Source organism: Pseudomonas sp. Emmai, from assembly GCF_055179735.1.
Window position 1 is genome coordinate 6,994,186 of record NZ_CM143685.1, and the last position, 26,825, is coordinate 7,021,010.

26 protein-coding genes, 1 other RNA gene and 1 pseudogene are annotated in these 26,825 nt (G+C 61.3%); 14 read left to right on the plus strand and 14 right to left on the minus strand.

From position 1 onward, the window contains the following. Positions 1-50 precede the first annotated feature (50 nt). Positions 51-378, plus strand: a pseudogene (gene tauA / locus ACY4LX_RS32175) (taurine ABC transporter substrate-binding protein); the annotation flags it as partial. A 119-nt stretch (positions 379-497) separates the two neighbouring features. Here tauA and argA read toward each other — a convergent pair. Both argA and argE read right to left on the minus strand, forming a co-directional pair. Continuing rightward, positions 498-1,796 carry an amino-acid N-acetyltransferase gene (gene argA, locus ACY4LX_RS32180; protein ID WP_149660246.1) on the minus strand — a complete coding sequence of 433 codons (1,299 nt, stop codon included), beginning with the start codon at positions 1,794-1,796 and terminating at the stop codon, positions 498-500. 249 nt (positions 1,797-2,045) lie between these two features. Beyond that, on the minus strand, positions 2,046-3,215 hold the full coding sequence (argE, locus tag ACY4LX_RS32185) for an acetylornithine deacetylase (RefSeq protein WP_463258792.1): 1,170 nt from the start codon (positions 3,213-3,215) through the stop codon (positions 2,046-2,048). A 156-nt stretch (positions 3,216-3,371) separates the two neighbouring features. On the opposite strand from argE, the gene ACY4LX_RS32190 reads away from it, so the two are divergent. After that, positions 3,372-4,739, plus strand: a complete 1,368-nt coding sequence (locus ACY4LX_RS32190; protein WP_149660244.1) for a CYTH domain-containing protein — start codon at positions 3,372-3,374, stop codon at positions 4,737-4,739. Positions 4,740-4,833: 94 nt separating this feature from the next. Here ACY4LX_RS32190 and ACY4LX_RS32195 read toward each other — a convergent pair whose 3' ends face one another. Continuing rightward, a complete protein-coding gene (locus ACY4LX_RS32195) occupies positions 4,834-5,304 on the minus strand; it encodes an Lrp/AsnC family transcriptional regulator (protein WP_109502952.1) in 471 nt (156 codons plus the stop codon). A gap of 127 nt (positions 5,305-5,431) precedes the next feature. Between ACY4LX_RS32195 and ACY4LX_RS32200 the strand changes: the two genes are divergently transcribed. The 6 genes from ACY4LX_RS32200 (at position 5,432) to ACY4LX_RS32225 (ending at position 10,406) form a co-directional block, all read left to right on the plus strand. After that, entirely contained in the window at positions 5,432-5,770 is a 339-nt protein-coding gene (locus ACY4LX_RS32200; RefSeq protein ID WP_463258793.1) for a hypothetical protein, read from the plus strand. A 114-nt stretch (positions 5,771-5,884) separates the two neighbouring features. Then, the gene (tfpB, locus tag ACY4LX_RS32205; protein ID WP_054044602.1) at positions 5,885-7,669 is read left to right on the plus strand and encodes a type IV pilus assembly ATPase TfpB; all 1,785 of its coding nucleotides are present in this window, start codon (positions 5,885-5,887) and stop codon (positions 7,667-7,669) included. Positions 7,670-7,774: 105 nt separating this feature from the next. Next, entirely contained in the window at positions 7,775-8,695 is a 921-nt protein-coding gene (locus tag ACY4LX_RS32210; protein WP_054044604.1) for an SPFH domain-containing protein, read from the plus strand. 10 nt (positions 8,696-8,705) lie between these two features. Then, on the plus strand, positions 8,706-9,155 hold the full coding sequence (locus ACY4LX_RS32215; protein WP_149660242.1) for an NfeD family protein: 450 nt from the start codon (positions 8,706-8,708) through the stop codon (positions 9,153-9,155). Positions 9,156-9,221: 66 nt separating this feature from the next. Next, positions 9,222-9,542 carry a DUF2388 domain-containing protein gene (locus ACY4LX_RS32220; protein ID WP_178129183.1) on the plus strand — a complete coding sequence of 107 codons (321 nt, stop codon included), beginning with the start codon at positions 9,222-9,224 and terminating at the stop codon, positions 9,540-9,542. Between the two features lie 195 nt (positions 9,543-9,737). Beyond that, the gene (locus tag ACY4LX_RS32225; protein WP_463258794.1) at positions 9,738-10,406 is read left to right on the plus strand and encodes an outer membrane protein; all 669 of its coding nucleotides are present in this window, start codon (positions 9,738-9,740) and stop codon (positions 10,404-10,406) included. A gap of 99 nt (positions 10,407-10,505) precedes the next feature. Here the strand turns inward: ACY4LX_RS32225 and gcvP are convergent, their stop codons facing one another. After that, positions 10,506-13,379 (minus strand): aminomethyl-transferring glycine dehydrogenase, encoded by a 2,874-nt coding sequence (gcvP, locus tag ACY4LX_RS32230; RefSeq protein WP_463258795.1) that lies wholly within the window; start codon positions 13,377-13,379, stop codon positions 10,506-10,508. Between the two features lie 154 nt (positions 13,380-13,533). Between gcvP and ACY4LX_RS32235 the strand changes: the two genes are divergently transcribed. After that, positions 13,534-14,661, plus strand: coding sequence for a DegT/DnrJ/EryC1/StrS family aminotransferase (locus ACY4LX_RS32235; RefSeq protein WP_463258796.1), 1,128 nt, complete (start codon positions 13,534-13,536; stop codon positions 14,659-14,661). An 87-nt stretch (positions 14,662-14,748) separates the two neighbouring features. Here ACY4LX_RS32235 and gcvH read toward each other — a convergent pair whose 3' ends face one another. From gcvH to ACY4LX_RS32280, 9 genes are all read right to left on the minus strand, one after another. Next, positions 14,749-15,132: a glycine cleavage system protein GcvH gene (gene gcvH, locus ACY4LX_RS32240; protein WP_149660238.1), complete on the minus strand. Its 384-nt coding sequence runs from the start codon at positions 15,130-15,132 to the stop codon at positions 14,749-14,751. Positions 15,133-15,182: 50 nt separating this feature from the next. Then, positions 15,183-16,265: a glycine cleavage system aminomethyltransferase GcvT gene (gene gcvT, locus ACY4LX_RS32245; RefSeq protein WP_149660237.1), complete on the minus strand. Its 1,083-nt coding sequence runs from the start codon at positions 16,263-16,265 to the stop codon at positions 15,183-15,185. A 154-nt stretch (positions 16,266-16,419) separates the two neighbouring features. Continuing rightward, positions 16,420-18,018 carry an ABC transporter permease gene (locus ACY4LX_RS32250; protein WP_149660236.1) on the minus strand — a complete coding sequence of 533 codons (1,599 nt, stop codon included), beginning with the start codon at positions 18,016-18,018 and terminating at the stop codon, positions 16,420-16,422. A gap of 174 nt (positions 18,019-18,192) precedes the next feature. Further along, positions 18,193-19,197, minus strand: a complete 1,005-nt coding sequence (locus tag ACY4LX_RS32255) for an extracellular solute-binding protein (RefSeq protein WP_463258797.1) — start codon at positions 19,195-19,197, stop codon at positions 18,193-18,195. A gap of 222 nt (positions 19,198-19,419) precedes the next feature. After that, positions 19,420-20,637, minus strand: a complete 1,218-nt coding sequence (locus tag ACY4LX_RS32260) for a 2-octaprenyl-3-methyl-6-methoxy-1,4-benzoquinol hydroxylase (RefSeq protein WP_463260659.1) — start codon at positions 20,635-20,637, stop codon at positions 19,420-19,422. A 9-nt stretch (positions 20,638-20,646) separates the two neighbouring features. Then, positions 20,647-21,132, minus strand: a complete 486-nt coding sequence (locus ACY4LX_RS32265) for a DUF4442 domain-containing protein (protein ID WP_149660234.1) — start codon at positions 21,130-21,132, stop codon at positions 20,647-20,649. Next, positions 21,125-22,312 carry a 2-octaprenyl-6-methoxyphenyl hydroxylase gene (gene ubiH, locus ACY4LX_RS32270; protein ID WP_149660233.1) on the minus strand — a complete coding sequence of 396 codons (1,188 nt, stop codon included), beginning with the start codon at positions 22,310-22,312 and terminating at the stop codon, positions 21,125-21,127. Before ubiH ends, ACY4LX_RS32265 begins: the two co-directional genes overlap by 8 nt. Beyond that, positions 22,309-23,643, minus strand: coding sequence for a Xaa-Pro aminopeptidase (pepP, locus tag ACY4LX_RS32275; RefSeq protein ID WP_149660232.1), 1,335 nt, complete (start codon positions 23,641-23,643; stop codon positions 22,309-22,311). Before pepP ends, ubiH begins: the two co-directional genes overlap by 4 nt. 27 nt (positions 23,644-23,670) lie before the next feature. After that, positions 23,671-24,225: a YecA/YgfB family protein gene (locus ACY4LX_RS32280; protein ID WP_149660231.1), complete on the minus strand. Its 555-nt coding sequence runs from the start codon at positions 24,223-24,225 to the stop codon at positions 23,671-23,673. Positions 24,226-24,408: 183 nt separating this feature from the next. Between ACY4LX_RS32280 and ACY4LX_RS32285 the strand changes: the two genes are divergently transcribed. From ACY4LX_RS32285 to ACY4LX_RS32300, 4 genes are all read left to right on the plus strand, one after another. Next, entirely contained in the window at positions 24,409-24,618 is a 210-nt protein-coding gene (locus ACY4LX_RS32285; RefSeq protein WP_007942437.1) for a TIGR02449 family protein, read from the plus strand. After that, positions 24,615-24,932, plus strand: a complete 318-nt coding sequence (locus tag ACY4LX_RS32290; protein ID WP_007942435.1) for a cell division protein ZapA — start codon at positions 24,615-24,617, stop codon at positions 24,930-24,932. Before ACY4LX_RS32285 ends, ACY4LX_RS32290 begins: the two co-directional genes overlap by 4 nt. Positions 24,933-24,962: 30 nt before the next feature. Further along, a non-coding RNA gene (gene ssrS / locus ACY4LX_RS32295) (6S RNA) lies at positions 24,963-25,141 on the plus strand. 85 nt (positions 25,142-25,226) lie between these two features. Then, the gene (locus ACY4LX_RS32300) at positions 25,227-25,841 is read left to right on the plus strand and encodes a 5-formyltetrahydrofolate cyclo-ligase (protein WP_149660230.1); all 615 of its coding nucleotides are present in this window, start codon (positions 25,227-25,229) and stop codon (positions 25,839-25,841) included. 110 nt (positions 25,842-25,951) lie between these two features. Here ACY4LX_RS32300 and ACY4LX_RS32305 read toward each other — a convergent pair whose 3' ends face one another. Continuing rightward, positions 25,952-26,104: a hypothetical protein gene (locus ACY4LX_RS32305; protein ID WP_007942433.1), complete on the minus strand. Its 153-nt coding sequence runs from the start codon at positions 26,102-26,104 to the stop codon at positions 25,952-25,954. 195 nt (positions 26,105-26,299) lie between these two features. Here ACY4LX_RS32305 and ACY4LX_RS32310 point away from each other — a divergent pair, with 195 nt between their 5' ends. Continuing rightward, on the plus strand, positions 26,300-26,749 hold the full coding sequence (locus ACY4LX_RS32310) for an EVE domain-containing protein (RefSeq protein WP_463258798.1): 450 nt from the start codon (positions 26,300-26,302) through the stop codon (positions 26,747-26,749). The last annotated feature ends 76 nt before the right edge of the window (positions 26,750-26,825 follow it).

Below are 26,825 nucleotides of genomic sequence, written 5' to 3' on the forward strand. Positions count from 1 at the left end.
CTGACGCCGTTTTAAAAGCGGTTTGCAGGTGGTCACCGGCATCTGCATCCGGTGCCATTGAGGGTGCGTATGGCTGGTCGCCAGCGCTGGGGGCCATTCGCAAGACTGACAGGCGCCTCACCGACGCGGCGCAGGTTGGCCAATGGGGGAGCGCCGACTTTTGAAGTCTGTGTACGAGGATTACGCCGAAAAGCATCCCGAGGTGGTCGCCGGTTCAACTTTCCGGAGGCCAAGGCCCGGCAAACCACCGCGCGGCTCGAGGGTGGCACAGCCAAGGCGATCGGCGAGACGGCGAAGTTTTTGAAGGAACAAGGAAAGGTGGAGACGGTGCTGCCGGATTATTCGCCGTATGTCAGCGCGAAGTTCGTCACCGAGTAACACCACCTCCCGTAGGAGCGAGGCTTGCCCGCGAAGAGGCCATCACGCCCGATATTGATAGTGGCTGTGACGACGCCTTCGCGGGCAAGCCTCGCTCCTACAGGAGGGTGGCGCTACGGTTACAGGGTCTTTTCGAAGATCTTCGAATTGCGCTGGTAGTTGTACAGCGACGCCCGCGCCGACGGCAGGCGCTCGACGCTGCTCGGTTCGAAACCGCGCTCGCGGAACCAGTGCGCGGTGCGGGTGGTGAGGACGAACAAGGTTTTCAACCCCTGGGCCCGGGCGCGGGTTTCGATCCGCTCCAGCAATTCATCGCCGCGACCGCCATGGCGATACTCCGGGTTCACCGCCAGGCACGCCAGCTCCCCGGCATCCGAGTCGGCAATCTGATACAGCGCCGCGCACGCGATGATCATGCCTTCCCGCTCGACCACGCTGAACTGCTCGATCTCGCGTTCCAGCACTTCCCGGGAACGACGCACCAGAATCCCCTGCTCTTCCAGCGGGCTGATCAAATCCAGCAAACCGCCGACGTCTTCAATCGCCGCTTCGCGCACCAGTTCGAATTGCTCCTGGGCCACCAGCGTACCGCCACCGTCACGGGTGAACAGTTCGGTCAGCAGCGCGCCGTCTTCGGCGTAGCTGACGATATGGCTACGGGCTACGCCACCACGGCAGGCTTCAGCCGCCGCATCCAGCAGTTCGCCCTGATAGTTGTTGCCCAGACGTTGCAGGTGCGCCGGCACTTGTTGCGGACGCAGTTCGCGAACCAGGCGACCGTTTTCATCGATCAGGCCCAGGTCGGCGCCGAACAACAGCAATTTATCCGCACCCAGGTCGATGGCCGCGCGGGTGGCGACGTCTTCGCAAGCGAGGTTGAATATTTCACCGGTCGGCGAGTAGCCGAGCGGCGACAACAGCACGATGGAGCGCTCGTCCAACAGGCGATTGATGCCCTTGCGATCGACCCGGCGCACTTCGCCGGTGTGGTGATAATCGACGCCTTCAAGCACGCCGATCGGCCGTGCCGTCACCAGGTTGCCGCTGGCCACCCGCAGGCGCGAGCCCTGCATCGGCGACGAAGCCATGTCCATGGACAACCGCGCTTCGATGGCGATACGCAACTGGCCGACGGCATCGATCACGCATTCCAGGGTCGCGGCATCGGTGATGCGCATGCCGTGGTGGTAATGCGGGATCAGGCCGCGTGCGGCCAGGCGGGTTTCGATTTGCGGACGGGAACCGTGGACCAACACCAGTCGCACACCAAGGCTGTGCAACAGCACCAGGTCGTGGACGATATTGCCGAAGTTCGGATGCTCCACACCGTCACCGGGCAGCATGACGACGAACGTGCAATCGCGGTGGGCATTGATGTAAGGAGACGCGTGACGAAGCCAATTAACGTAGTCGGGCATGAACCTGGGCCTGTAATAAATAGCAGCCAAAAAAATGGGCGAAGCAAAAAACGCACAACGGGCTGGTGGTTATCGTCGGAACAGGCTTGGCGACACGCGAGCTCTCCTCATGAATACGGGTTGGGACACCGGTAATTTATATATTTCTGTAGGAGCAAAGCTTGCTCGCGATAGCGGTGTATCAGCCAACTGTGCTGTTGGATTTAATGCAGCCATCGCGCGCAAGCGTTGCTCCTACAGGTGTTGCGTTCAATTGGCCAACGTAGGGCTTTGGGCCGGCGTCAGGCAGTAATGTTCAATCAATTGACGTAATAGATGCACGGTAGGCTGCAAACGTGACATTTCGAGGTATTCCCCCGGTTGGTGAGCACAGGCGATGTCGCCCGGGCCAAGCACCAGTGTTTCGCAGCCAAGACGCTGAAGATAAGGCGCTTCGGTGCCGAACGCTACTGCTTCGGCGCGATGGCCCGTGAGCTTTTCCGCGACACGGACCAATTCGGCGTCCTCGGCCTGCTCGAACGGGGGCACTTCGGGGAACAGCGGCGCGTAGTCGATCTTCACCTGATGGCGTTCGGCAACCGGCTTGAGGCGCGCCAGGATTTCCGCACGCAGGGCTTTGGGGTCCATGCCCGGCAGCGGCCGCAGGTCGAATTCCAGCGAGCATTGACCACAGATGCGATTGGGGTTGTCGCCGCCATGGATGCAGCCGAAATTCATCGTCGGGGTCGGCACGCCAAACTGCGGATTGCGGAATTCGCGCTGCCACAACAGGCGCAAGCCGCGCAGTTCGCCGATGGCATCGTGCATCGCTTCGAGGGCGCTGTGGCCCAGGCGCGGGTCGGAGGAATGGCCGCTCTGCCCGAGGATGTCGATGCGCTCCATCATGATGCCTTTGTGCATGCGGATCGGCTTGAGCCCGGTCGGCTCGCCGATCACCGCCGCCCGGCCCAGCGGACGCCCGGCTTTGGCCAGGGCACGCGCGCCGGACATCGAGCTTTCTTCATCGCAGGTGGCGAGGATCAGCAACGGCTGTTTGAACGGTTGGCCGAGCAGCGGGATCACCGCCTCGATGGCCAGGGCGAAAAAGCCCTTCATGTCGCAACTGCCCAGGCCCACCCAGCGGCCGTCCACTTCGGTCAGCTTCAACGGATCGGTCTGCCACAACGCGCCATCGAACGGCACGGTGTCGCTGTGCCCGGCCAGCACCAGGCCGCCCGGGCCGGAACCGAAACTGGCAAGCAGGTTGAATTTGCCGGGGCTGACCTGCTGGATATCGCAGGTAAAACCCAGATCGCCGAGCCAGGTTGCCAGCAAATCGATCACCGGGCGATTGGTCTGATCGAGACTCGGCTGGGTACAGCTGACGGACGGCGCAGCGATCAGCGCAGCGAACTGATCTTTCATGGACGGCAAAGGCATCGCTGACTCCAACTCCCGAATTGAAGTCCATCATAGAACCATCCGGCGACAGGAATAAACCGTCGCGGCGCGTAGGACAGGCTACTCCTGTACACTGCACGACCTTGGCAGCCACACATTCCCCCGGCTGCGCTCCCGATCCTGGATTTTCCGGCCATGCAGAAAGAAACCGAAATCAAACTCCGCGTCAGCCGCGAAACCCTCGCTGCCCTGCGCGAGCACCCGCTCCTGAAAAAACGCAACAAAAGTGGCTGGGAACGCCGTGAGTTGATGAACCAGTACTTCGACACGCCTGAGCGCGACCTGGCCCGTGCCAAGGTTGCCCTGCGCCTGCGCCGCGATGGCGAAGAAGTGATCCAGACCCTCAAGACCCGTGGCCAGAGTGTTGCCGGTCTGTCCGAACGTAACGAATACGACTGGAACCTGCCCAAAGCCAAGCTCGACGTGAAGAAACTCGACGGCGAATGCTGGCCTGAAGAGCTGGCGGAGCTGGACAAGAAAACCCTGAAAGCCATCTTCACCACCGATTTCGTGCGCGAACGCGCCGAGATCGCTTGGGGTCGCGGCAAGACCAAAGTGGTCATCGAAGCGGCGCTGGACTTCGGCCACGTGGTCGTCGGCAAGCAGAAAGAAGAAATCTGCGAGCTGGAACTGGAACTGCGTGAAGGCGAACCTGCCGCGCTGCTGGAACTGGCCGCTGAATTGGCCGCGACCCTGGCCCTGATGCCGTGTGACATCAGCAAGGCCGAGCGCGGCTACCGTTTGTACGACGCCAACAGCTATTCGCTGAGCCTGCCGGCGCCGCAAATCACCGCCGAAATGCCGCTGGACGACGCTTTCGCCGCGCTGAGCTGGCACTTGCTGGGCAGCAGTCAGCGTCTGGCTGAGCAATATCGCTTCAATGGCCACTGGCGCCTGTTGCAGGACTGGGTCGAAAACCTCGGCGAACTGCGCGCACTGCTGAGCAGCCTTGGCCAAGCCGCACCGCGTCAGTCGACCCACGACCTGCGCCTTGCGCTGGACGCCTTGCTGGAAGACTGGCGCCCACTGGTGCAAGCCGGCCTGGACGACGAAGACGTGCGCAAAGCCGCGCCGGAGCAGTTCCTCGAAGAACTGCAAGACCCGCGCTGGGGCCTGTTCTCGCTGAACACTTCCCGTTGGTTGCTGGCTCGCACCTGGGCTGCCGACCGCAACGTGCGTGGCAATCGCCAAGGCGCTGCACAACTGGCCAACTGGCTGCCGCGCCTGCTGGGCGAAGAAGCCACGTCGCTGCAATTGCAACGCTACCAGCAACAGCCCGAAGACCTGGCCGAGCAACTGCCGCGCATCGAACGCATCCAGGCCTGGATGCACCATGCCCGTGGCGTGCTGGACATCCCGGAAATGGATCGCCTGTACGGCGAACTGAACAAACTGGCGCAACTGGCCAACGAGCCGATCACCGACGAAAGCCTGGATGCGCGTAAGCAGCAGGCCATCGCCGTGTATCAGAACCGTGCCTGGAAAATGTTGCTGCGTATGTAAGCCCGCCCCCCACATGATCGTTCCCACGCTCTGCGTCCAGGTGACGCGGAGCGTCACCGGCTGCATTCCCACGCAGGAGCGTGGGAACGATCACTTAGCGCAACACCGGCAAACTCGTCGTCGACTTGATCTCCGACAACGCCACTATCGAATTCACTTCCTGAATCCCCGGCACCATCGACAGCTTCTCGAAGAAAAACCGCTCATACGCCTCGATATCCGCCGTGACAATCCGCAGCAAAAAATCCACCGACCCCATCAGCACATAACACTCCAGCACTTCGGGAAAACCGCGAATTGCCTCGGTGAACTCCGTGAAGTTGGAACGCCCGTGGGCGTTGAGTTTGATTTCGGCGAAGATCTGCGTGTTCAGGCCGATTTTCTTGCGGTCGAGCAACGTCACCTGACCGCGAATGATCCCCTCCTCCTTCATCCGCTGAATCCGCCGCCAGCACGGTGATTGCGAAAGCCCCACCTGTTCGGCGATCTGCGCGCTGGACAGCGAAGCGTCCTCTTGCAGCAACGCGAGAATCTTGCGGTCGTAGCCATCCAGCTCGGCGTGCATAGAAAAACCCTTGATTGACTACTTGTTGAATCAAACGATTCGATAAATCGGTAATACACCCGATCATAGCCAAGAAATGCCCGGCACCGAATGTAAAAATTCCTCCAGTGATTTTGGAGCCCGACCCATGCCGCATCTAGAAGCCGTGAACACCCCACCGACCCGCGTCGATGTCTGGAATGTCAGCAACGCCCATTGCCGCGTGCACTACCAACTGCTGGCCGAAGCCGAGCCGGACTTACTGTGCCGAGCACTCAACCTGTTCGCCATGCAGTTTTTGACGCCGGAGCAGGTCAACGTGCAGCGCATGGACGATCTGCTGTCGATTGACATTGTGATCGACGGCCTGACCTGGCATCGCGCCCAAGTGATCGCGGAAAAACTTCGTAACCTGATTAGCGTCTGTTCGGTGAACCTGCAAAGTGCCGATTCTGCGTGGGATGAGCAGGCGCAAGCGACCGGCTGAAAGAACTGGAAACGGCTTCGTCGGGTAGTGGCCCAACGGTCAGCGGGTCCGCGACTATCCTTTGCACACTGCGGTCTAGATCGCTGTTTGCAGGATTGTTCAAAAGGAACCCGCATGTCCGTTCAACTTGCCACTCAGGACCGCTGGCTGGATCTCAATGATTTGCTGCGAGAGCTGGTCGCCCAGGGCTTTATCAACCAGGATTCGGCCGAACTCGCGCTCAACGCCCGACGCCGGCATGCCGCCAATGGCCAGTTGCATCCGTTGGAGTTTATTGCCAGCCAACACCTGGACGACCTCAGCCGTCCCGGCAAACACCTCGACCTCGAAAGCCTGACCCTGTGGTTGTCGCAACAGGCCGGCCAGCCTTACCTGCGCATCGACCCGCTGAAGATCAACGTCGCGGCCATTACGCCGCTGATGTCCTACGCCTTCGCCCAGCGCCACAAAATCCTCGCCGTTTCCATCGACCGCGATGCGGTGACCGTGGCCAGTGCCCAGCCCTACGTCACGGGCTGGGAAGCCGACCTGACTCACGTATTGAAGCTGCCGATCAAGCGCGTGGTGGCCAACCCGGCGGATATCCAGCGCTTCAGCGTGGAGTTTTTCCGCCTGGCCAAGTCGGTCACCGGCGCCACCAATGCCGATCAGCAGACCAGCACCCTCGGCAATTTCGAGCAACTGCTGAACCTCGGCGCCAGCGATCAGGAGCCGGACGCCAACGACGCGCACATCGTCAATATCGTCGACTGGCTGTTCCAGTACGCGTTCCAGCAGCGCGCCAGTGATATCCATATCGAGCCCCGGCGCGAGCAAGGCACGGTGCGGTTTCGCATCGACGGCGTGCTGCACAACGTCTATCAATTCCCGCCCCAGGTGACCATGGCCATCGTCAGCCGCTTGAAAAGCCTGGGCCGGATGAACGTCGCGGAGAAACGCAAACCCCAGGACGGCCGGGTCAAGACCAAGACCCCGGACGGCGGTGAAGTGGAACTGCGGCTATCGACGCTGCCCACCGCGTTCGGCGAAAAAATGGTCATGCGGATCTTCGATCCGGAAGTGCTGCTCAAGGACTTCGATCAGTTGGGTTTCTCCGCCGATGACCTGCGCCGCTGGCAGGACATGACCCGCCAGCCCAACGGCATCATCCTGGTGACCGGGCCGACTGGTTCGGGCAAGACCACCACGCTCTATACAACACTGAAGAAACTGGCGACGCCGGAGGTCAACCTCTGCACCATCGAAGACCCGATTGAGATGGTCGAGCCAGCGTTCAACCAGATGCAGGTCCAGCACAACATCGACCTGACCTTCGCTGCCGGCGTGCGCGCACTGATGCGGCAAGACCCGGACATCATCATGATCGGCGAGATCCGCGACCTCGAAACTGCCGAAATGGCGATCCAGGCCGCGCTCACCGGTCACCTCGTGCTCTCGACCCTGCACACCAACGACGCACCGAGCGCCATCAGCCGCCTGCTGGAACTCGGCGTGCCGCATTACCTGATCAAAGCCACGGTGCTCGGAGTCATGGCCCAGCGCCTGGTCCGCACCTTGTGCCCACACTGCAAGGCGCCGCTGACCCTCGGCGAAGAAGACTGGCAAACCCTGACCCGGCCCTGGCAAGCCCCGCTACCCAACAACGCCCACCGCGCCATCGGCTGCCTGGAATGCCGCGACACCGGCTATCGCGGCCGCGCCGGGGTCTACGAAATCATGCAACTGACCGACAGCGTCAAAGCCCTGATCACCCCCGATACCGACTTGCTGGCGATCCGGCGCCAGGCGTTCAAGGAAGGCATGCGTAGCTTGCGGCTGTCCGGCGCGCAGAAAGTGGCGGCGGGGCTCACGACGATTGAGGAGGTGTTGCGGGTGACGCCGCAGAGTGAGCAGAAATGAAACCTTTTATGTCTCCTGATGATGCGAGGCGTGACTAAGCAGTTCTGCTGGCCGACGCGCGCCGTTACACTCCTGCCATCGCCAATTCATCAACAAGGATTCGTTATGCAGATCGGTAGTGTGCTTTTACTGTTTGTCGGCCTGGTCGTCGCCATTCTGTTCATGGGTTTCAAGGTCGTGCCCCAGGGTTATCAGTGGACGGTCGAGCGTTTTGGTCGTTACACCAACACCCTCAAGCCCGGCCTGAACATCATCATTCCGGTGATGGATCGCATTGGTCGCAAGATCAACGTGATGGAAAGCGTGCTGGATATTCCGCCCCAGGAAGTCATCACCGCCGATAACGCCACGGTGCAGATCGATGCCGTGTGTTTCTTCCAGGTGGTCAACACCGCCCAGGCTGCCTACGAGGTGAACAACCTCGAGCACGCCGTGCGTAACCTGCTGCAAACCAATATCCGTACGGTGCTCGGCTCGATGGAGCTGGACGCGATGCTCAGCCAGCGCGACAACATCAACGAAAAACTGCTGCGCACGGTCGATGAAGCAACGGCACCGTGGGGCATCAAGATTACCCGGATCGAGATCAAGGACATCAGCCCGCCAGCGGACTTGATGGCCGCCATGTCCGGCCAGATGAAAGCCGAGCGGATCAAGCGCGCGCAAATCCTCGAAGCCGAAGGCCTGCGGGCCGCGGCGATCCTGACCGCAGAAGGCAAGAAGCAGGCGCAGATCCTGGAGGCAGAAGGGGGTCGTCAGGCCGCTTTCCTTGAGTCCGAAGCCCGGGAGCGTCAGGCCGAAGCCGAAGCCCAGGCCACCAAAGTGGTGTCCGAGGCGATCGCCAATGGCAACGTGCAGGCGGTGAACTACTTCGTCGCGCAAAAGTACATCGATGCCCTGGGCAAGCTGGCCTCGGCCAACAACAGCAAAGTGATCCTGATGCCGCTTGAGGCCAGCTCGATGATCGGTGCCGTCGGTGGCATCGGCGAAATCGTCAAGGCCACGTTCGACAACAAGAAAGCCTGAGGCGCGCACCATGTGGGCATTCCTGCAACATCTGTCGTTCTGGGACTGGTTGGCACTGGGCACGGTGCTGCTGATTCTTGAAGTGTTCGGCGCCGGGGGTTACTTGCTGTGGATCGGCATGGCCGCCGCAGCGGTGGGCGTGCTGACCTTTGTGCTGCCGAGCATGTCCTGGGAGCTGCAATTTTTGCTGTTCGGCCTGCTCTCGATCGCCACCGCCGTGTACTGGTGGCGACGCCAGCGCAGCGCCGTGCGCGAGAGTGATCAGCCGAACCTCAACCTGCGCGGCCAGGAACTGATCGGCAAAACCTTTGTGGTACACGAGGCGATTGTCGACGGTCGCGGCAAGATCAAAGTCGCCGATGGCGTGTGGATGGCGCGCGGGCCAGATGCGGCGCTGGGTAGCCGCGTGCGCGTGGTCAGCCAGCAAGGGGCGATTCTGCTGGTGGAACCGGCTGACTGAGCGGTCATGGAACTCGATTGGGTAAATGACGATCCAACCCCGTAGTTAACCCCAGTGGAGTCACCCATCATGCGTCTCAAACTTGCTGTCGCTACCCTTGCCTTGCTGTCCCTCCCCGTTGGTTCAGCAATGGCCGACAGCTTTTGGCGTAACGTCATTTCGTCCGGTGCAACCACCGGTTCGACCTACCTGACCTTCAAGGATCACAAGCTGATCGTCGCGGCACAGGACGATGCCGGCAGTTTCGTCGCCAGTGACGGCGGCATCCGCGGCCCTTACCTGGAAGCGGCGATGCAGAAAGTCCGTGCCGACAACCCGGGCCTGCAAGCCACGGACATGGAGTTGGCGAACGCGATCCTGGCGAAAAATGCCGTCGCGTCGGACTAAACTTTTCCAGCTGTAGAAATGCCGCTCATATGAGCGGCATTTTTTATGGGGCATTTTCCTACAGCGATGAATGCCAATTCCCCACCACCCTAACGAGAATTCAGCGCATGACTGAGGAATGCTCTGATTTTTGCGGCGGCTGCGGGCCTGCAAACTTTGTCGATTCGAACACCCTACACAAGCGAATCGATACCCATGAAAAACCCAGGTCTGCCGTTATTGCTGCTCGCTGCAGCGTTCAGCAATGTGTCCCATGCCGAGGGCCTGTACGGCTCGGTCAAAATCCAGAGCGTCCAGCAAGACCTGGAAAGCGCCCTGCTCACCAGCCCCCGGGTCAACAATCGCGTGGCCAGCCCGGACACCAACAAAGATGTTGGCGGCTCTGTGGCGCTGGGCTACGGATTCAAGGGCGATTGGCGCCTGGAAGCCGAATACAGCATCAAGCAGGATTCGGAGTTCAAGAGCCGCTGGGCGCCGTTCAACGCCAACGTCAACAACATGCAAGTCTCGTCCAAGCGCCTGATGCTCAACGGCTACAAGGATTTCCCGCTTAACGACTACCTGTCGCTGTATGCAATGGCCGGCGTGGGGGTCGCGCACGTCAACTCCGAAGGTTATCAAACCAACCCTTCGCGACGATTCGCCAACAACAGCCAGAACAACTTCGCCTACGCCATGGGTGTCGGGGCTGACCTCAAGCTCAACCAGCAAATTAGCCTCGGCGCCGGTTATCGCTATGTCGACATGGGCAAAATCGAAACCGGGTACAACACCTTCGCCAACCGCATCAATGCCCGGGACGAACAGCTCAAGGGCAAGTTGCGGGAGCAGAACCTGTACGTCGAGGCGCGTATGACGTTCTGATTCATCGACCATAAAAAGCAAAAGATCGCAGCCTTCGGCAGCTCTATGGAAACGCATCTTCCTGTACGAGTTGCCGAATGCTGCGATCTTTTGGTCTTCTCATCGGTAATCGTCCACCGGGACACACGCGCAAAACAGATTGCGGTCACCGTAGACGTTATCGACGCGGTTCACCGCCGGCCAATACTTATGGGCCTTGGTGTGCGCATCCGGTGTCACCGCTTGCTCGATGCTGTAAGGCCGCTCCCACACGCCGGTGATGTCAGCCAGGGTGTGGGGCGAGCGTTTCAGAGGATTGTCTTCCGGGTCCCAGTTCCCGCTTTGCACTTCGGTGATTTCCGCACGGATGCTCAGCATCGCCCCGATAAATCGGTCCAGCTCGGCCTTGGATTCGCTCTCGGTCGGCTCGACCATCAACGTCCCCGGCACCGGGAAGGACATGGTCGGCGCATGGAAGCCGTAGTCCATCAGGCGCTTGGCCACGTCTTCTTCGCTGATCCCGGTCAGTGCCTTGAGCGGCCGCAGATCGAGGATGCATTCGTGGGCCACGCGCTCGTTACGCCCGGTGTAGAGCACCGGGAAGGCGCCGGACAAATGCTGCGCCAGGTAATTCGCCGCCAGGATCGCCACCTCACTGGCGTCCGCCAGTTGCGGCCCCATCATCGCGATATACATCCAACTGATCGGCAAAATGCTTGCACTGCCCCAAGGCGCGGCGCTGACGGCACCGTTCTGCGGTTGCGGGCCGTCGATCGGCACCACCGGGTGATTGGCCACGAACGGCGCCAGATGTGCCCGCACACCAATCGGCCCCATCCCCGGCCCGCCGCCACCGTGGGGAATGCAGAAGGTTTTGTGCAGGTTCATGTGGGAAACGTCGGCGCCAATGTCCGCTGGCCGCGCCAAGCCAACTTGAGCGTTGAGGTTGGCGCCATCCATGTAGACCTGGCCGCCGTGGCTGTGGATAACTTCGCAGATTTCGCTGATGCCTTCCTCGTACACGCCGTGGGTTGAAGGATACGTCGCCATCAGGGCCGCGAGCTTGTCCCCCGCCGCCGAGGCTTTGTCCTTCAGGTCGTCCAGATCGACGTTGCCCGCCTCGTCGCACTCGACGATCACCACGCGCATCCCGGCCATTTGCGCCGAGGCCGGGTTGGTGCCGTGGGCCGAGGATGGGATCAGGCAAATGTCTCGGCCACCCTGATGCCGGTTCTCGTGGTATTTGCGGATCGCCAGCAACCCGGCGTACTCGCCCTGGGCGCCAGAGTTGGGCTGCATGCAGATCGCATCGAAACCGGTGATCGCGCAGAGCCAGCGCTCCAGTTCCTCGATCATCAGCCCATAACCAACGGCTTGTTCCTTGGGTACGAACGGATGCAGATTGGCGAATTGCGGCCAGGTGATCGGGATCATCTCGCTGGTGGCGTTGAGCTTCATGGTGCAGGAGCCCAGCGGGATCATCGACTGGTTCAGCGCCAGGTCCTTGTTCTCCAGTTGCTTGAGGTAGCGCAGCATTTCGGTTTCGCTGTGATGGGCGCTGAACACCGGGTGACGCAGGTAAGGCGTGGTTCGCAATAATCCATCAGGAATCCCGCAGGCCAGGGTTTCAGCGTCCAGTTCCTCGACGTTGAGCCCATGATCGGCACCGAGGAACACATCGAACAATTTCGCCACGGTGCTTTCATCGCAGGTTTCATCCAGGCTCAAGCCCAATTGCCCGCGCCCGAGAATGCGCAAATTGATTTGTGCGGCCTGGGCGCTTTCAATGATCGCCGTTTGGGTGCCGCCGACTTCGAGGGTCAGGGTGTCGAAGAACTGTTGGTTGAGCCGAGTAATACCGTGCCGCTCCAGGCCGGTCGCGAGGATGCAGGTCAGCCGATGCACACGCTGGGCGATCCGTTTCAACCCTTCCGGCCCGTGATAGACCGCGTAGAAACTCGCGATATTGGCCAGCAGCACCTGGGCGGTGCAAATGTTCGAGTTGGCCTTCTCCCTACGGATATGTTGCTCGCGGGTTTGCAGGGCCATGCGCAAGGCGACGTTGCCACGGGCATCTTTCGACACACCGATGATCCGTCCGGGAATCGCCCGTTTGTACTCGTCGCGACTGGCGAAAAACGCCGCGTGGGGTCCGCCGTAGCCCATCGGTACGCCGAAACGCTGCGATGAACCGAACACCACATCAGCCCCCAACTCCCCCGGTGGCGTCAGCAGCAACAGGCTCAGCAGATCCGCCGCGACGCAGGCCAAGGCTTGCTGGGCATGCAGATGATCGATCAGCGGCCGCAAATCGCGGATCTCGCCGTGGGTGTCGGGGTACTGCAGCAACGCACCGAACACTTGATGCTGTTTCAAGTTATCCACAGCGTCGATGATCAGCTCGAAACCGAAGCCCTCGGCCCGGGTCTGGACCACAGAAATGGTCTGCGGATGACAGTTCTCGTCGACGAAAAACAGATTGCTCTTGGACTTGGCGACGCGCTTGGCCAGCGCCATGGCTTCCGCCGCAGCCGTAGCCTCATCCAGCAGCGAAGCGTTGGCCAGTTCCAGACCCGTGAGGTCGATGGTCAGTTGCTGGAAATTGAGCAGTGCTTCGAGCCGGCCCTGGGCAATCTCCGGTTGATACGGCGTGTAGGCGGTGTACCAGCCGGGATTTTCCAGCACGTTGCGCAGGATCACCGTCGGCGTGAGGGTGCCGTGGTAGCCCATGCCGATCAGGCTGGTCCAGACCTGGTTCTGTTCGGCATAGCCGCGCAGCTTGGCCAGCGCGGCTTCTTCATCGAGGGCCGGCGGCAAGTCCAGTTCACGGTTGAGGCGAATGCCCGGCGGCACGGTCTGCTCAATCAGCTCGACCCGGCTGCCAACACCGAGGCTGTCGAGCATCGCCTGCTGCTCGGCGGCGTCGGGCCCCAGATGGCGGCGCAGGAAGGCATTGGGGTCGCGTAACTGGCTCAAGGACGGCAACTGGGACATGACGGGCTCTCTCTTGACTGGCGCTCGGCGTCGATGCAACACGGTCAAACCAGCATAGCAGTCGATACCCGAGCGGATGGCGTAGCGCCTTCGGCCAATCCCGATCATCATGTTCGGCGCCTACTTAACGTCCGCTATCGGGTGTCTATCGCTTATGAGCCAATTGCCGTTTTTGCCATTTTCCAAACCGGTCATCGATGAAGCCACCATTGCCGCGGTCGGCGATGTACTGCGCTCGGGCTGGATCACCAGCGGCCCCAAGGTCCAGGCCTTTGAAGCGCAACTGTCGGCGTTCTTTGGCGGGCGCACGGTGCGCACCTTCAACTCCGGCACCTGCACGATGGAGATTGCGTTGCGCATTGCCGGCGTCGGGCCGGGGGATGAAGTGATCACCACGCCGATTTCCTGGGTCGCCACCGCCAACGTGATTCCGGAAGTGGGCGCCACCCCGGTGTTTGCCGACATCGACCCAGTGACCCGCAACATCGACCTCGATCAACTGGAAGCGGCGATCACGCCACGCACCAAGGCGATCATTCCGGTGTACCTCGCCGGGTTGCCTCTGGACATGACTCGGCTGTATGCCATCGCGCAAAAACACGGCTTACGAATTGTCGAAGACGCGGCGCAAGCCCTGGGTTCGAGCTGGAACGGCCAGCGCATCGGCGCTACCGGCGATTTCGTGTCGTTCAGTTTCCAGGCGAACAAGAACGTCACCTGCTCGGAGGGCGGTTGCCTGGTGCTGAACACGCCTGAAGAGGTGCGACTGGCGGAGAAGTACCGTCTGCAGGGCGTCACCCGCACTGGCTTCGATGGCCTGGATGTGGATGTGCTGGGCGGCAAGTTCAATATGACCGACGTCGCGGCGGCCATTGGCCTGGGGCAATTTGCCCACATTGAAGCGATCACGGCGCATCGACGTGAGCTGGCGCGGCACTACTTCACGTGTTTCGGCGCGGATTTCGAAGCGCAGTACGGGGCACAACTGCCGCCGGCGGATTTCGAGAACAGCAACTGGCATCTGTTTCAGCTGGTGTTGCCGGAGCGCAAGCCACGGGCGATGTTTATGGAACAGATGCAGGGATTGGGCGTCGGCATCGGTTATCACTACCCGCCGATTCACTTGCTGAGTCTTTACCGCGAACGCGGTTTCAAGGAGGGGATGTTCCCGGTGGCAGAGCGTGTCGGCCGTTTGATCGTGTCATTGCCGATGTTTACCACCATGAACAAGACGGATGTCGAGCGTTCAGTCGCAGCGGTCAAAGCCGTACTGAAGCCTTGAATCGTTCCTTGTAGGAGCATGGCTTGCCCGCGATGGCGTTTTCGAGGACGCCATCGCGGGCAAGCCTTGCTCCTACAGGGGCGAAGATTATTCGCCGATTGCGGCTTTGTAACCGGCCGCGTCGAGCAGCTTGTCCAGCTCAGCCTTGTCGCTTGGCTTGAGCTTGAAGATCCACGCACCGTACGGGTCGGTGTTGAGCAGTTCAGGCGAACCACCCAGCTCTTCGTTGATCGCGATCACTTCACCGGAAATCGGGGAGTAGATGTCGGAAGCGGCTTTAACCGACTCGACCACTCCGGCTTGATCGCCGGCAGCGAACTCTTTGCCCACTTCGGTCAGCTCAACGAACACCACGTCGCCCAAGGCTTCCTGAGCGTGATCGCTGATGCCTACGGTGACGGTGCCATCGGCTTCCAGACGCGCCCATTCGTGACTTTCGGCGAAACGCAGGCCGGCAGGGATATCGCTCATGTTCAGTGTCCTCAAGAAGAATGTCAGCGGTCGATGCCCGCCAGAAAAGTTTAAATCAAGGTTTTGCCATGGCGTACGAAGGTCGGTTTGACCACTCGGACCGGGTACCACTTGCCACGGATTTCCACTTCTGCGCGGTCGGCGGTCGCCATCGGCACGCGCGCCAGTGCAATCGACTTGCTAAGCGTAGGAGAGAAACTACCACTGGTGATCTCCCCTTCGCCAACATTGGCGATACGGACCACTTGATGGGCGCGCAAAACCCCGCGCTCTTCAAGCACCAGACCGACCAGTTTGTGCTGCACGCCGTTGGCCTTTTCGGCTTCCAGGGCAGCGCGACCGATGAACTGGCGGGTGGCCGGTTCCCAGGCAATGCTCCAGGCCATATTAGAGGCCAGCGGCGAGACGTCTTGATGAATGTCCTGGCCGTAGAGGTTCATCCCGGCCTCGACCCGCAAGGTGTCGCGGGCGCCAAGTCCGATGGGCGAGATGCCCGCGCCGACCAGATCGTTGAAGAATCCGGGTGCCTGATCAGCGGGCAACACGATTTCCAACCCGTCTTCGCCGGTGTAACCGGTGCGGGCGATAAACCAGTCACCGTCGGACCGGCCTTCGAAAGGCTTGAGAATTTGAATGAGATTGCCGCGAGACTGCGTGACCAGCTCGGCAATCTTGTGCCGGGCCTGGGGACCTTGAATCGCCAGCATCGCCAACTCGGAACGCTCGTGGAGCTGGACCTTGAAGGCGCCGACATGGGCTTGCATCCAGGCCAGGTCCTGATCCCGGGTGGAAGCGTTGACCACCAGGCGATAACCGTCTTCGAGACGGTAGACGAGCATGTCATCGACGATGCCGCCACGCTCGTTGAGCATGGTGCTGTACAAGGCACGGCCGGGGCTGTGCAGGCGTTCGACGTCATTGGCCAGCAACTGCTGGAGCCAGGCCTTGGCCTGGGGGCCGTCGACATCGATCACGGTCATGTGGGATACATCGAAAACCCCGCAATCGCGGCGCACCTGATGGTGTTCCTCGACCTGCGAGCCGTAATGCAGTGGCATATCCCAACCGCCAAAATCGACCATCTTCGCGCCGAGGGCGAGATGAAGGTCATACAGAGGCGTACGCTGTCCCATGGGTTTCTCCTTCCGGGCGTGGCGAAGGTGCGGACAGGCGCTTACAGCTGAAAGCCTTGAAATAGAAGGCCTACAGCCGATTTCAGCTACCTGGTCTGTCAGACGGACCGTACCGAATGCCGCGCATTGTAGCCGCATGGTGTAGGACTGGCACCTAGGCGTTTCGATGCGCCGAACGTCGAATCAATCCGATGACCGGTAACAGCCCGACCAAAACCAGGGTCAGCGCCGGCAACGAGGCCCTCGCCCACTCGCCTTCGCTGGTCATTTCAAAGATGCGCACGGCCAGCGTGTCCCAGCCAAACGGGCGCATCAGCAGGGTCGCCGGCATTTCCTTGAGCACATCGACAAACACCAGCAACGCCGCGCTCAACGTGCCCGGCAGCAAAAGTGGCAGATACACTTTGAAAAACAGTCGTGGCCCACTGACCCCAAGGCTACGTGCTGCTTCGGGCAAAGAAGGCCGTATTCGCGCCAGGCTGCTTTCCAGTGGTCCGTAAGCCACCGCGATGAAACGCACCAGATAAGCCAGGATCAGTGCCGACAGACTGCCCAACAGCAACGGTTTGCCCCACAGCGGTACGACCAGTTCGCGGTCCAGGTAACTGAACGCCAGCATGATCGACACCGCCAGCACCGAGCCGGGCAAGGCGTAGCCGAGGTTGGCCAGGCTGACGCCGGAGCGGATCGCCCGGGTTGGCGCCAGGCGTCGGGCAAACGCCAGCAGCAACGCCACGCTAACCGTGATCAGCGCCGCCATGCCGCCCAGGTACAGGGTGTGGACGATCAGGCCGGCGTAGCGCTCATCCAGATCGAAGCGCCCGCGCTGCCAGAACCACACCACCAGTTGGAGCATTGGAATGACGAAGGCGCAGGCGAACACCAACCCGCACCAAGCCGTTGCCGCCAACGCCTTGGAGCCGCGCAGGTGATACAGCGCCTTGACCCGCGGTCGCTCGTTGCTCGCCCGATTGGCGCCTCGGGCGCGACGCTCGCCGTACAGCACCACCATCACCACCAGCAGCAACAGGCTGGCCAGTTGCGCGGCGGTCGACAGGCTGAAGAAGCCGTACCAGGTCTTGTAGATGGCGGTGGTGAAGGTGTCGAAGTTGAACACTGACACCGCGCCGAAATCCGCCAGGGTTTCCATCAACGCCAACGCCACGCCGGCACCAATGGCCGGACGCGCCATCGGCAATGCCACACGCCAGAACGCTTGCCACGGCGATTGCCCGAGGACCCGGGCAGCCTCCATCAAGCCTTTGCCCTGGGCGAGGAACGCGGTGCGGGCCAGCAGGTAAACGTAGGGATAAAACACCAGCACCAGCACCAGGATCACCCCGCCGGTGGAGCGCACTCTCGGCAAGCGCAGCCCGCTGCCGAACCATTCCCGCAGCAGGGTTTGCACCGGGCCGGCGAAGTCCAGCAGACCGACGAAGACGAACGCCAGCACATAGGCGGGAATCGCAAAGGGCAGCATCAGCGCCCAGTCCAGCCAACGTCGGCCGGGGAATTCGCAAAGACTGGTGAGCCAAGCCAGGCTCACGCCCAACAGCGTCACGCCGATGCCGACACCGACGACCAGGGTCAGGGTGTTGCCCAACAGACGTGGCATCTGCGTGTCCCAGAGGTGGGACCAGATCTGTTGATCGATGGTTTGCCAGGAGAAAAACAGCACGCTCAGGGGCAGCAGGACCAGCGCAGCGATGGCGAAGACCAGGGGGTACCAGCGGCGTTGGGCGGGGTGGGCCAAGGGCGTTCTCTAGAAGGTGTTGAGCGACGCTAGCTTAACGCCGGTCTCTCTGTGGCGAGGGGGCTTGCCCCCGTTGGGCTGCGAAGCAGCCCCCTGCATTTTTTCAGACAAACCCTACACGCCAAATTGCGACCGCTTCGCGCTCGAACGGGGGCAAGCCCCCTCGCCACAGACTCAGTTCCAACCCGCCCGATCCATCATGCGAATCGCTTCAGCCTGACGCTTGCCAGCGATTTCCACCGGCAAGGTATCGGCAACAAACGTGCCCCAACTTGCCACTTCCGCAGAAGGTGCAACGGCAGGGTTGGCCGGGAATTCCTGGTTAACATCCGCAAAGATCTTCTGCGCCTCAGGCGTGGTCATCCACTCGACCAGGGCCTTGGCTGCTTCCGGGTGCGGCGCATGCTTGGTCAGGCCGATGCCCGACAGGTTGACGTGCACGCCACGGTCGCCCTGGTTCGGCCAGAACAGCTTCACCGCCAGGTCCGGTTTCTGCTTGTGCAAGCGACCGTAGTAGTAGGTGTTGACGATGCCGACGTCGCACTGGCCGGCGTTGATCGCCTCCAGCACCGCGATGTCGTCGGAGAACACGTCGGTGGACAGGTTGCTCACCCAGCCCTTGAGGATCTGCTCGGTTTTATCGGCGCCGTGGACTTCGATCATGGTGGCGGTCAGTGACTGGTTGTAGACCTTCTTCGCCGTGCGCAGGCACAGGCGACCTTCCCAGTTCTTGTCGGCCAGGCCTTCGTACGTGGTCAGTTCACCCGGCTTCACTCGGTCGGTGGAGTAAGCGATGGTCCGCGCCCGCAGGCTCAGGCCGGTCCAGGCGTGGGCCGAGGAGCGATATTGCAGCGGGATGTTGGCGTCGATGGTTTTCGAGGTGAAGGGCTGGAGAATGCCCATCTGCTCGGCCTGCCAGAGGTTGCCGGCATCGACGGTGAGCAGCAGGTCGGCGGTGGCGTTTTCGCCCTCGGCCTTGATGCGCTGCATCAGCGGCGCTTCCTTGTCGGTGATGAACTTCACCTGCACACCGGTTTTCGCGGTGTAGGCATCGAACACAGGCTTGATCAGTTCGTCGATGCGCGAGGAGTAGACCACCACCTCGTCGGCGGCCTGGGCGGCGGTGCTGCCGATCAGGGTCAGGGCCAGCGCGGTCAATAGACGCTTGGATGCCAACATGGGAGCGGTCTCTCGATTGAAAAATGAGGCCAAATGATAAGGACTCACATTTGCCAGCTCAATCGAACACTTTGCGGAGGAGTTACCAGATGTTGCACAGTTTGAAATGTGCGGTGGATGTGCCGACGCCTTCGCGGGCAAGCCTCGCTCCTACAGGGGAATGCGTTGCCCTTGTAGGAGCGAGGCTTGCCCGCGAAGAGGCCATCAGCCTCGACGAAGATGTCAGGCCTTGGCGAGCGCCGGCAAATCCCCGGTCAACCCCAGCGCCTCACGCACAAACAACGCCTTGGCCTCCGGCATCTGCTCGACCATTTTCAACCCGGCATTGCGCAACCAGCGCACCGGCAGCGGATTAGCCTGGAACAACCGTTCAAAGCCTTCCATCGCCGCCATCAACGCCAGGTTGTGCGGCATGCGCCGGCGCTCGTAGCGGCTGAGGACTTTCACATCCGCCAGGCGCTCGCCGCGTTGCGCCGCTTGCAACAGCACTTCAGCCAGCACCGCCGCATCGAGGAAGCCCAGGTTCACGCCCTGCCCGGCCAGCGGGTGAATGGTGTGCGCCGCATCGCCGATCAGCGCCAGGCCTTCGGCCACATAACGCTTGGCATGGCGCTGACGCAGCGGCACGCACAGGCGCGGATCGGCGCTGAGCACCGTGCCCAAACGCCCCTCGAAGGCCCGTTCCAGTTCACGACAGAAACCTTCGTCATCCAACGCCATCAAGCGTTCGGCTTCGCTCGGCGTGGTCGACCAGACGATCGAACACCAATCCTGCTGACCGTCCCGCTCCAGCGGCAAAAACGCCAGCGGACCGTTATCGGTAAAACGCTGCCAAGCGGTCATCTGATGCGCTTTGGAACTGCGCACGCTGGTCACGATGGCGTGATGCAGATAATCCCACTCCCGGGTGGCGACACCGGTCAACCGGCGCACGGCCGAATTGGCGCCATCCGCCGCGATCACCAACGGCGCACGCAAGGTGCGGCCATCGGCCAGGGTCAGCAGCCAGTCATCGCCGGAGCGACGCATCTGCTCCAGGCGCGCATTGGCCAGCATCCCGAGGTCGCAGTCGTGCAAGCGGTCGAGCAAGGCGTCCTGCACCACGCGGTTCTCGACGATATGGCCGAGCACCTCGGCATGCACACTGGTGGCCGAGAAGTGGATCTGTCCGGTGCCGCTGCCGTCCCAGACGTGCATGTCGGTGTAGGGGCTGCTGCGCCGATTGGCGATGCCGTCCCAGACGCCGAGGCGTTCAAGAATTCGCTGACTGGCGGCCGACAAGGCGCTCACTCGCGGTTCGAACGGTGCCTGACCATCGAAGGGTTTGACGCTCATCGGGCTGCCGTCCAGCAGCAGGACTTCCAGCCCGCTGTCCTGTAACGCCAGCGCCAGGGCGCTGCCGACCATTCCGGCCCCGACAATCAGCAGATCTGCGCGCATGTCCATGCTTTAAGCCTGTCTCGCTTGCGGCTTGAGCCGCACGTAAAGGGTTTTTTCGACCCGCGCCACCAAGGTGCCGGCGCCGTCGTGAATATCGACCTGCAACTGCGGCAGGTATTTTTCGCCACTCGCCGTCTGCCGGCGGATCTCGTCGAGCAAGGTCTCGTCGATGTTGAAACGAGCGAACACCGGGCCTTTGCCCGGCGCAATGAAATCGATGTCGGCGGCTTTGTCCCAGACGATGTATTGACGCCCGAGGTTTTCCATCAGCATCAGCATGTAGAACGGATCGACCATCGAATACAGGCTGCCACCGAACTGGGTGCCGACGTAATTGCGGTTGTACCAGCCCAGACCCATCGACACCTTGATGTCCCGGAAGTCATCGCTGATGTGCCGAACCCGTACCCCGGCGCCGAGATACGGCGGGTAAAACGTCATGACCCAGCGCATCAACCGCGCCTTGCCGAATGTTGCAGTCAGCCACTCAAGCATCCGGGCGAGTACCCAAACCCATGGCCTGCCGGGCGAACCAGCGTTTGGCCGGCGGCAACAGATCAAGGCCAAGCAAGCCAATGTTGCGGCCCAGGGACACCAGTGGCTGAGTGCTGCCAAACAAGCGGGTGACCTGGTCGGAGAAACCGACGGTGAGGTTCTGGTCCATGCGCTGGCGTTCGCGATAAGCCTGCAAGGTCGCGAAGTCGCCGGGCCCGGTTTCGCTGGCCAGCAATGCATCGGCCAGGGCCTGGGCATCGCGCAACGACAGGTTGAAACCCTGGCCGGCAATCGGGTGCAGGCTGTGGGCGGCGTTGCCGAGAATCGCCAGATGCGGGCGCACCTGCTCTTCGGCCTCGATCAAGGTCAGCGGGTACAAATGCCGCGCGCCAACCTGCTTCAAGGTACCGAGGCGATAACCGAACACGCCTTGCAACTCGCTGAGGAAACTCTTTTCATCGAGGGCGGCCAATCGTTGCGCGTCCATGCCCAGACGGGTCCAGACCAAGGCGCAGCGATTATCCGGCAACGGCAACAAGGCCATCGGGCCTTCGTCGGTGAAACGCTCGAACGCCATGCCGTTATGGGCTTCGCTCGGGGTAATGTTGGCGATCAGCGCACTCTGGTTATACGGGCGCGTCTTGATGCCGATCCCCAGTTGCTCGCGCAGGCCGGAGCGGCCGCCATCGGCGAGTACCGCGAGGTCGCATTCCAGGGTGGTTTCGTCGTTGAGGGTCAGGCGATAGCCGTCGGTCAGCGGTTCCATGCGGGTGACTTCCGCCGGGCAACGCCAGCTGACCACGTCCTTGTCCAGGCCTTGCCAGAGGCATTGGCCGAGCCAGGCGTTTTCCACCACATAGCCGAGGGCCGGAACGCCCTCTTCCATCGCCGACAGTCGCGCCGTGGAGAAACGCCCACGGTCGGACACGTGAATCTGCTTGATCGGCTCGGCGCGGCGGGAGATTTCCTGCCACACGCCCAGCCGTTGATAAATCTGCCGGGCGCCGTAGGACAGCGCCGAAGAACGGGCGTCGTAGCTCGGTTGATAGGTGTCACCGGGGGCGAACGGTTCGATCAGCACGATCTTCCAGCCGCGCGCCTTGGCCCCGGCCTGCAAGGCCAACGCCAGACTCGCGCCGACCAGGCCGCCACCGATGATTGCCAGATTGACTCGACTCATGCCGCGTGTGCCCGTGCTTGGGCCATCAAGGCCTCGATTTCAGCGACCGTTTTCGGCACGCCTTGGGTCAGGATTTCACAACCGGTCTTGGTCACTACCACGTCGTCCTCGATGCGCACGCCAATGCCACGCCATTTCTTTGCCACGTTCGGGTTGTCCGGGGCGATGTAGATCCCCGGCTCCACGGTCAGCGCCATGCCGACCTCCAGCACGCGCCACTCGCCGCCGACCTTGTACTCGCCGACGTCATGCACATCCATGCCCAGCCAGTGGCCGGCGCGGTGCATATAGAAAGCTTTATAGGCTTCGCTGGCGATCAACTCGTCGACGTCGCCCTGCAACAGCCCCAGTTTCACCAGCCCGGTCGTAATGACCCGGACCGTGGCTTCGTGGGCCTGATTCCAATGCTTGTTCGGGGCAATCTCGGCGAACGCCGCTTCTTGCGAAGCCAGCACCAACTCGTAGATCGCCTTCTGTTCCGCTGAATACTTGCCGTTGACCGGCCAGGTGCGGGTGATGTCGCTGGCGTAGCAGTCGATCTCGCAACCGGCGTCGATCAGCACCAGGTCGCCGTCCTTGAGCACGGCGTCATTCTGCTGGTAATGCAGGATGCAGCTGTTGCGCCCGGCGGCGACGATCGAGCCGTACGCCGGCATCTTCGCCCCGCCCTTGCGGAACTCGTAATCAAGCTCGGCTTCGAGGCTGAACTCGTGCAAACCGGCGCGGCTGGCCTGCATCGCGCGGATATGCGCCTGTGCGGAAATCCGTGCGGCCTCGCGCATCACCTTCACTTCTGCCGCCGATTTATACAGGCGCATGTCGTGCAGCAGATGATCCAGGGCAACGAATTCGTTCGGTGGCTGGGCGCCAAGGTGCGCTTTAGAGCGGATCACGTTGATCCAGTCCATCAGGTGCCGGTCGAATTCAGGGTTGCTGCCCATGGCCGAATACACCCGGTCACGCCCTTCGATCAGGCCCGGCAGGATGTCGTCGATGTCAGTGATGGGGAAGGCGTCATCGGCGCCGAAGTCGCGGATCGCGCCTTCCTGCCCGGCGCGCAGGCCGTCCCACAGCTCCCGCTCGACGTTGCGCTCCCGGCAAAACAGCAGGTATTCGCCGTGCTCACGGCCGGGCATCAAGACAATGACGGCTTGGGGCTCGGGGAAACCGCTGAGGTACTGGAAATCGCTGTCCTGGCGATAGACATGCTCAACGTCGCGGTTGCGAATGGCCACTGCGGCGGCGGGCAGGATCGCGATGCTGTTGGGTTCCATCTGCGCCATCAAGGCCTTGCGGCGACGGCTGTATTCCGATTTCGGGATATGAATCATGGGCAGATGGCGTTCCCTGGCAGGCGATTAATGCAACGACGGTTTGGCGGCGGCTTCGTCGGTTTTCTTGGTTTCCGTGAACAGCAGCAACGGAGCCACGCGCAGGTACTCCATCACTTCCATGTAATCGCTTTCGCCGTCGTCAGACTCTTCCAGGGCGTCTTGCACCTGGGCGATGGCGGCCAGATCCTGCAACACTTCGGTCGCTTCGGTGGTCAGGGCATATTCACGACGGGTCAGACCGAAGCCGGTCAGGAAGCCCTGGCACCATTGGCCCAGCGCAGCGGCGCGGTCGGCCAGCGGGGCGTCGTCGGTGGGCAGCAGCAGGACAACGGTCATGTCGTCGCCGGTCAGCTCGCCCTTGACCATCTCTTGCAGGCCGATCAGGGCATTGCGAACGTTGTCTTGTGGCTCGCCTTCAAGCAGCTCGGCGGCATCGGCCAGCCAGCTGTCGGCTTCGAAGCCGGCACCGGCGCAACTGCGGCCGAGCAACAGGCCATGCAGTTCGGCAGGCGAGACGTTATGGCCGCTGGAAGTCAGCAGGGTGGCGAAGGCTTGGTACGGGGAATTCTGAATGGGCATGGGCAGCTAGGCGCCAGACGGCGCTATGTCTAGAATGAAGGCCTTGTATCCTACATCGACAGACTCGCCAAGACTATTAAAGGCTGTCCGCCAGCCTGGAGCTGTACGAAACTAGGCGCGCCCGACGCGTCGGCAGTTTCCTACAGAGCCTGCCACCCATCAGACACATATTCAGTGGACACAATGGAAGACACCGATCTGCAAGCGCTGATGGCAAGACTCGAGTTGCTAATTAGCCGAGTCGAGCAACTAAAGAGCCAAAATGGACTCCTATTAGCTCAGGAAAAGACCTGGCGCGAGGAACGCGCTCACCTCATTGAAAAAAACGAAATCGCCCGGCGTAAGGTCGAATCGATGATTTCGCGCCTCAAGGCCCTGGAGCAAGACTCATGAGTTCAAGCAATAGCGTTACCGTGCAGATCCTCGATAAAGAATATTCGATCATCTGCCCCCAGGAAGAGCGCAGCAACCTGGTGAGTGCCGCCCGCTACCTGGACGGCAAGATGCGCGAAATCCGCAGCAGCGGCAAAGTCATCGGCGCCGACCGCATCGCCGTGATGGCCGCGCTGAACATCACCCACGACCTGCTGCACAAGGAAGAACGCCCGGACGTACAGGCCAGCGGTTCGACCCGCGAGCAGGTTCGCGACCTGCTGGATCGCGTCGATCTGGTGCTGGCAACTGATCCGGACGTCACCAAGGGCTGATTCGTGGAATCGCTTGGGGTATACTCGCATCACTCCCTGGGGTGCTTGCCAGTTGACGATGTCCCTGAGCCGATTCGCACTACCCTGGAAGTTGCACGTTGGGCTGGTGTGCATGTCCGCTAGACGGAAAGCCTTAAAGCCTACTGCTTCTTCCACCTTGAACTTTCGGGTTCAAGGGCTAAGTCAGCAGCGGTTCATCCGGGGAGCCTGATTCCAGTCCGATGCCGGTTTAATTACCGGCATCGGCTTTTTTACGGGTACGCTTTGTGTACCCGCCCTGCCGAAGCCTAATTCATGAACGAACCTGCGCTGCTTCCCCGCCCGCAACTTCGACGCATGCTGCGCAAGGCCCGCCGCGCACTGACACCCAGTCAGCAGCGCCAGGCCGCTCGCGGGCTGTACAAGCAATTGGCCCAGCACCCGCTGTTTCGCCGCGCCAGACATATCTCTCTTTATCTGCCTACAGACGGTGAAATCGATCCGCGTGTTTTGCTGCGTGCCGCTCAACGTCGGGGCAAGGCGACGTATCTGCCGGTGCTCAGCGCCTGGCCGCGAACCAAAATGGTGTTCCAGCGCGTTCGCCCCGGCGACAAATTGAAACCCAACCGTTTCCGTATTCTGGAACCAAGGCACAACCTCGCCCGGCAACGCAAAGTCTGGGCGCTTGATTTAGTGTTGTTGCCATTGGTTGGATTTGACGATGTCGGCGGACGCCTGGGCATGGGCGGCGGCTTCTATGACCGCAGCCTGGCGTATCTGGCGCGGCGCAAAACCTGGCGCAAGCCGACGCTGCTGGGGCTGGCCCATGAATGTCAGAAGGTCGAACGATTGGCTCAAGCGAGCTGGGATGTGCCGTTGCAAGGAACGGTGACAGACAAGGCGTGGTATTTCGCAGGCGCCGCACTGTAGGAGCAAAGCTTGCTCGCGATAGCGGTCCTACAGGCACATGGATGTTGAAGGTGACGCCGTCATCGCGAGCAAGCTTTGCTGCTGCGGGTGCGGCGTCCGAAAGACAGAGATCAGCGCTTGAAGGCCGACGGCTGTTGTTGCTGCGCGATTTCGATCGGTGCGTCGGTCTTGTTGTTCCATAGGCTTTGGGCGTAGCCAGTGGTCACGACGCCGAGGCCGAACAAAATAACCAAAATCCATAGTAAATCCGGTTTGCGTTTCATCGATTGCCCCCCAAAGGCATATCAACACGATGACAGCAGCGGTTTCCGTTGTAGGCCGTGCAGCAGCGTAAAGCTTAGAAGGCCGGCATTTTGCGACAACGTGAACCGACACGCAAACACTGGCGTCAACCGACTGTCGGTTTGTCATAAAATTGCCCGACAACTTGCCCACCCCTCTCGCAAGGAGCAAAAACCATGGCCTATTGGCTGATGAAATCCGAGCCCGACGAGCTCTCGATCAAAGACCTTGAGAAGCTTGGCAAAGCGCGCTGGGACGGGGTTCGCAACTACCAGGCGCGCAATTTCCTGCGGGCGATGGCGGTGGGTGACGAGTTCTTCTTCTATCACTCCAGTTGCCCGGAGCCGGGGATTGCCGGGATCGGCCAGATTGTCGAAGCGGCGTACCCGGACCCGACGGCCCTTGAGCCGCAGAGTCATTACTACGATCCGAAGGCCACCCCGGAGAAAAACGCGTGGAGCGCGATTGATGTCGCGCATGTCGAGACGTTTGCCAAAGTGCTGAAGCTGGATTATCTGAAGCAGCAGACGGCGCTGGCCGAGATGCCGCTGGTGCAGAAAGGCACCCGACTGTCGGTGATGCCCGTCACCGCCGAACAATGGGCTGCGGTACTCGGCTTGCGTTAAATAAAGCAGAACTGCCCGGTCATCCTCTTTTCCCTGCTCAATGGGGTTAGGCTTGCGCCTTAGTTGACTGGCATCA

What these genes read in the sequence shown, in the direction of transcription:
- argA (WP_149660246.1), bottom strand. Translation starts at nt 1,796, where the DNA reads ATGCCCGACTACGTTAATTGGCTTCGTCACGCGTCTCCTTACATCAAT.
- argE (WP_463258792.1), bottom strand. Translation starts at nt 3,215, where the DNA reads ATGCCTTTGCCGTCCATGAAAGATCAGTTCGCTGCGCTGATCGCTGCG.
- ubiH (WP_149660233.1), bottom strand. Translation starts at nt 22,312, where the DNA reads ATGAGTCGAGTCAATCTGGCAATCATCGGTGGCGGCCTGGTCGGCGCG.
- ACY4LX_RS32285 (WP_007942437.1), top strand. Translation starts at nt 24,409, where the DNA reads ATGGAAGACACCGATCTGCAAGCGCTGATGGCAAGACTCGAGTTGCTA.
- gcvH (WP_149660238.1), bottom strand. Translation starts at nt 15,132, where the DNA reads ATGAGCGATATCCCTGCCGGCCTGCGTTTCGCCGAAAGTCACGAATGG.
- ACY4LX_RS32310 (WP_463258798.1), top strand. Translation starts at nt 26,300, where the DNA reads ATGGCCTATTGGCTGATGAAATCCGAGCCCGACGAGCTCTCGATCAAA.
- gcvT (WP_149660237.1), bottom strand. Translation starts at nt 16,265, where the DNA reads ATGGGACAGCGTACGCCTCTGTATGACCTTCATCTCGCCCTCGGCGCG.
- ACY4LX_RS32200 (WP_463258793.1), top strand. Translation starts at nt 5,432, where the DNA reads ATGCCGCATCTAGAAGCCGTGAACACCCCACCGACCCGCGTCGATGTC.
- ACY4LX_RS32255 (WP_463258797.1), bottom strand. Translation starts at nt 19,197, where the DNA reads ATGTTGGCATCCAAGCGTCTATTGACCGCGCTGGCCCTGACCCTGATC.
- gcvP (WP_463258795.1), bottom strand. Translation starts at nt 13,379, where the DNA reads ATGTCCCAGTTGCCGTCCTTGAGCCAGTTACGCGACCCCAATGCCTTC.
- ACY4LX_RS32190 (WP_149660244.1), top strand. Translation starts at nt 3,372, where the DNA reads ATGCAGAAAGAAACCGAAATCAAACTCCGCGTCAGCCGCGAAACCCTC.
- ACY4LX_RS32260 (WP_463260659.1), bottom strand. Translation starts at nt 20,637, where the DNA reads ATGCGCGCAGATCTGCTGATTGTCGGGGCCGGAATGGTCGGCAGCGCC.
- ACY4LX_RS32265 (WP_149660234.1), bottom strand. Translation starts at nt 21,132, where the DNA reads ATGCTTGAGTGGCTGACTGCAACATTCGGCAAGGCGCGGTTGATGCGC.
- ACY4LX_RS32290 (WP_007942435.1), top strand. Translation starts at nt 24,615, where the DNA reads ATGAGTTCAAGCAATAGCGTTACCGTGCAGATCCTCGATAAAGAATAT.
- ACY4LX_RS32195 (WP_109502952.1), bottom strand. Translation starts at nt 5,304, where the DNA reads ATGCACGCCGAGCTGGATGGCTACGACCGCAAGATTCTCGCGTTGCTG.
- ACY4LX_RS32225 (WP_463258794.1), top strand. Translation starts at nt 9,738, where the DNA reads ATGAAAAACCCAGGTCTGCCGTTATTGCTGCTCGCTGCAGCGTTCAGC.
- ACY4LX_RS32280 (WP_149660231.1), bottom strand. Translation starts at nt 24,225, where the DNA reads ATGCCCATTCAGAATTCCCCGTACCAAGCCTTCGCCACCCTGCTGACT.
- pepP (WP_149660232.1), bottom strand. Translation starts at nt 23,643, where the DNA reads ATGATTCATATCCCGAAATCGGAATACAGCCGTCGCCGCAAGGCCTTG.
- ACY4LX_RS32235 (WP_463258796.1), top strand. Translation starts at nt 13,534, where the DNA reads ATGAGCCAATTGCCGTTTTTGCCATTTTCCAAACCGGTCATCGATGAA.
- ACY4LX_RS32305 (WP_007942433.1), bottom strand. Translation starts at nt 26,104, where the DNA reads ATGAAACGCAAACCGGATTTACTATGGATTTTGGTTATTTTGTTCGGC.
- ACY4LX_RS32300 (WP_149660230.1), top strand. Translation starts at nt 25,227, where the DNA reads ATGAACGAACCTGCGCTGCTTCCCCGCCCGCAACTTCGACGCATGCTG.
- tfpB (WP_054044602.1), top strand. Translation starts at nt 5,885, where the DNA reads ATGTCCGTTCAACTTGCCACTCAGGACCGCTGGCTGGATCTCAATGAT.
- ACY4LX_RS32215 (WP_149660242.1), top strand. Translation starts at nt 8,706, where the DNA reads ATGTGGGCATTCCTGCAACATCTGTCGTTCTGGGACTGGTTGGCACTG.
- ACY4LX_RS32210 (WP_054044604.1), top strand. Translation starts at nt 7,775, where the DNA reads ATGCAGATCGGTAGTGTGCTTTTACTGTTTGTCGGCCTGGTCGTCGCC.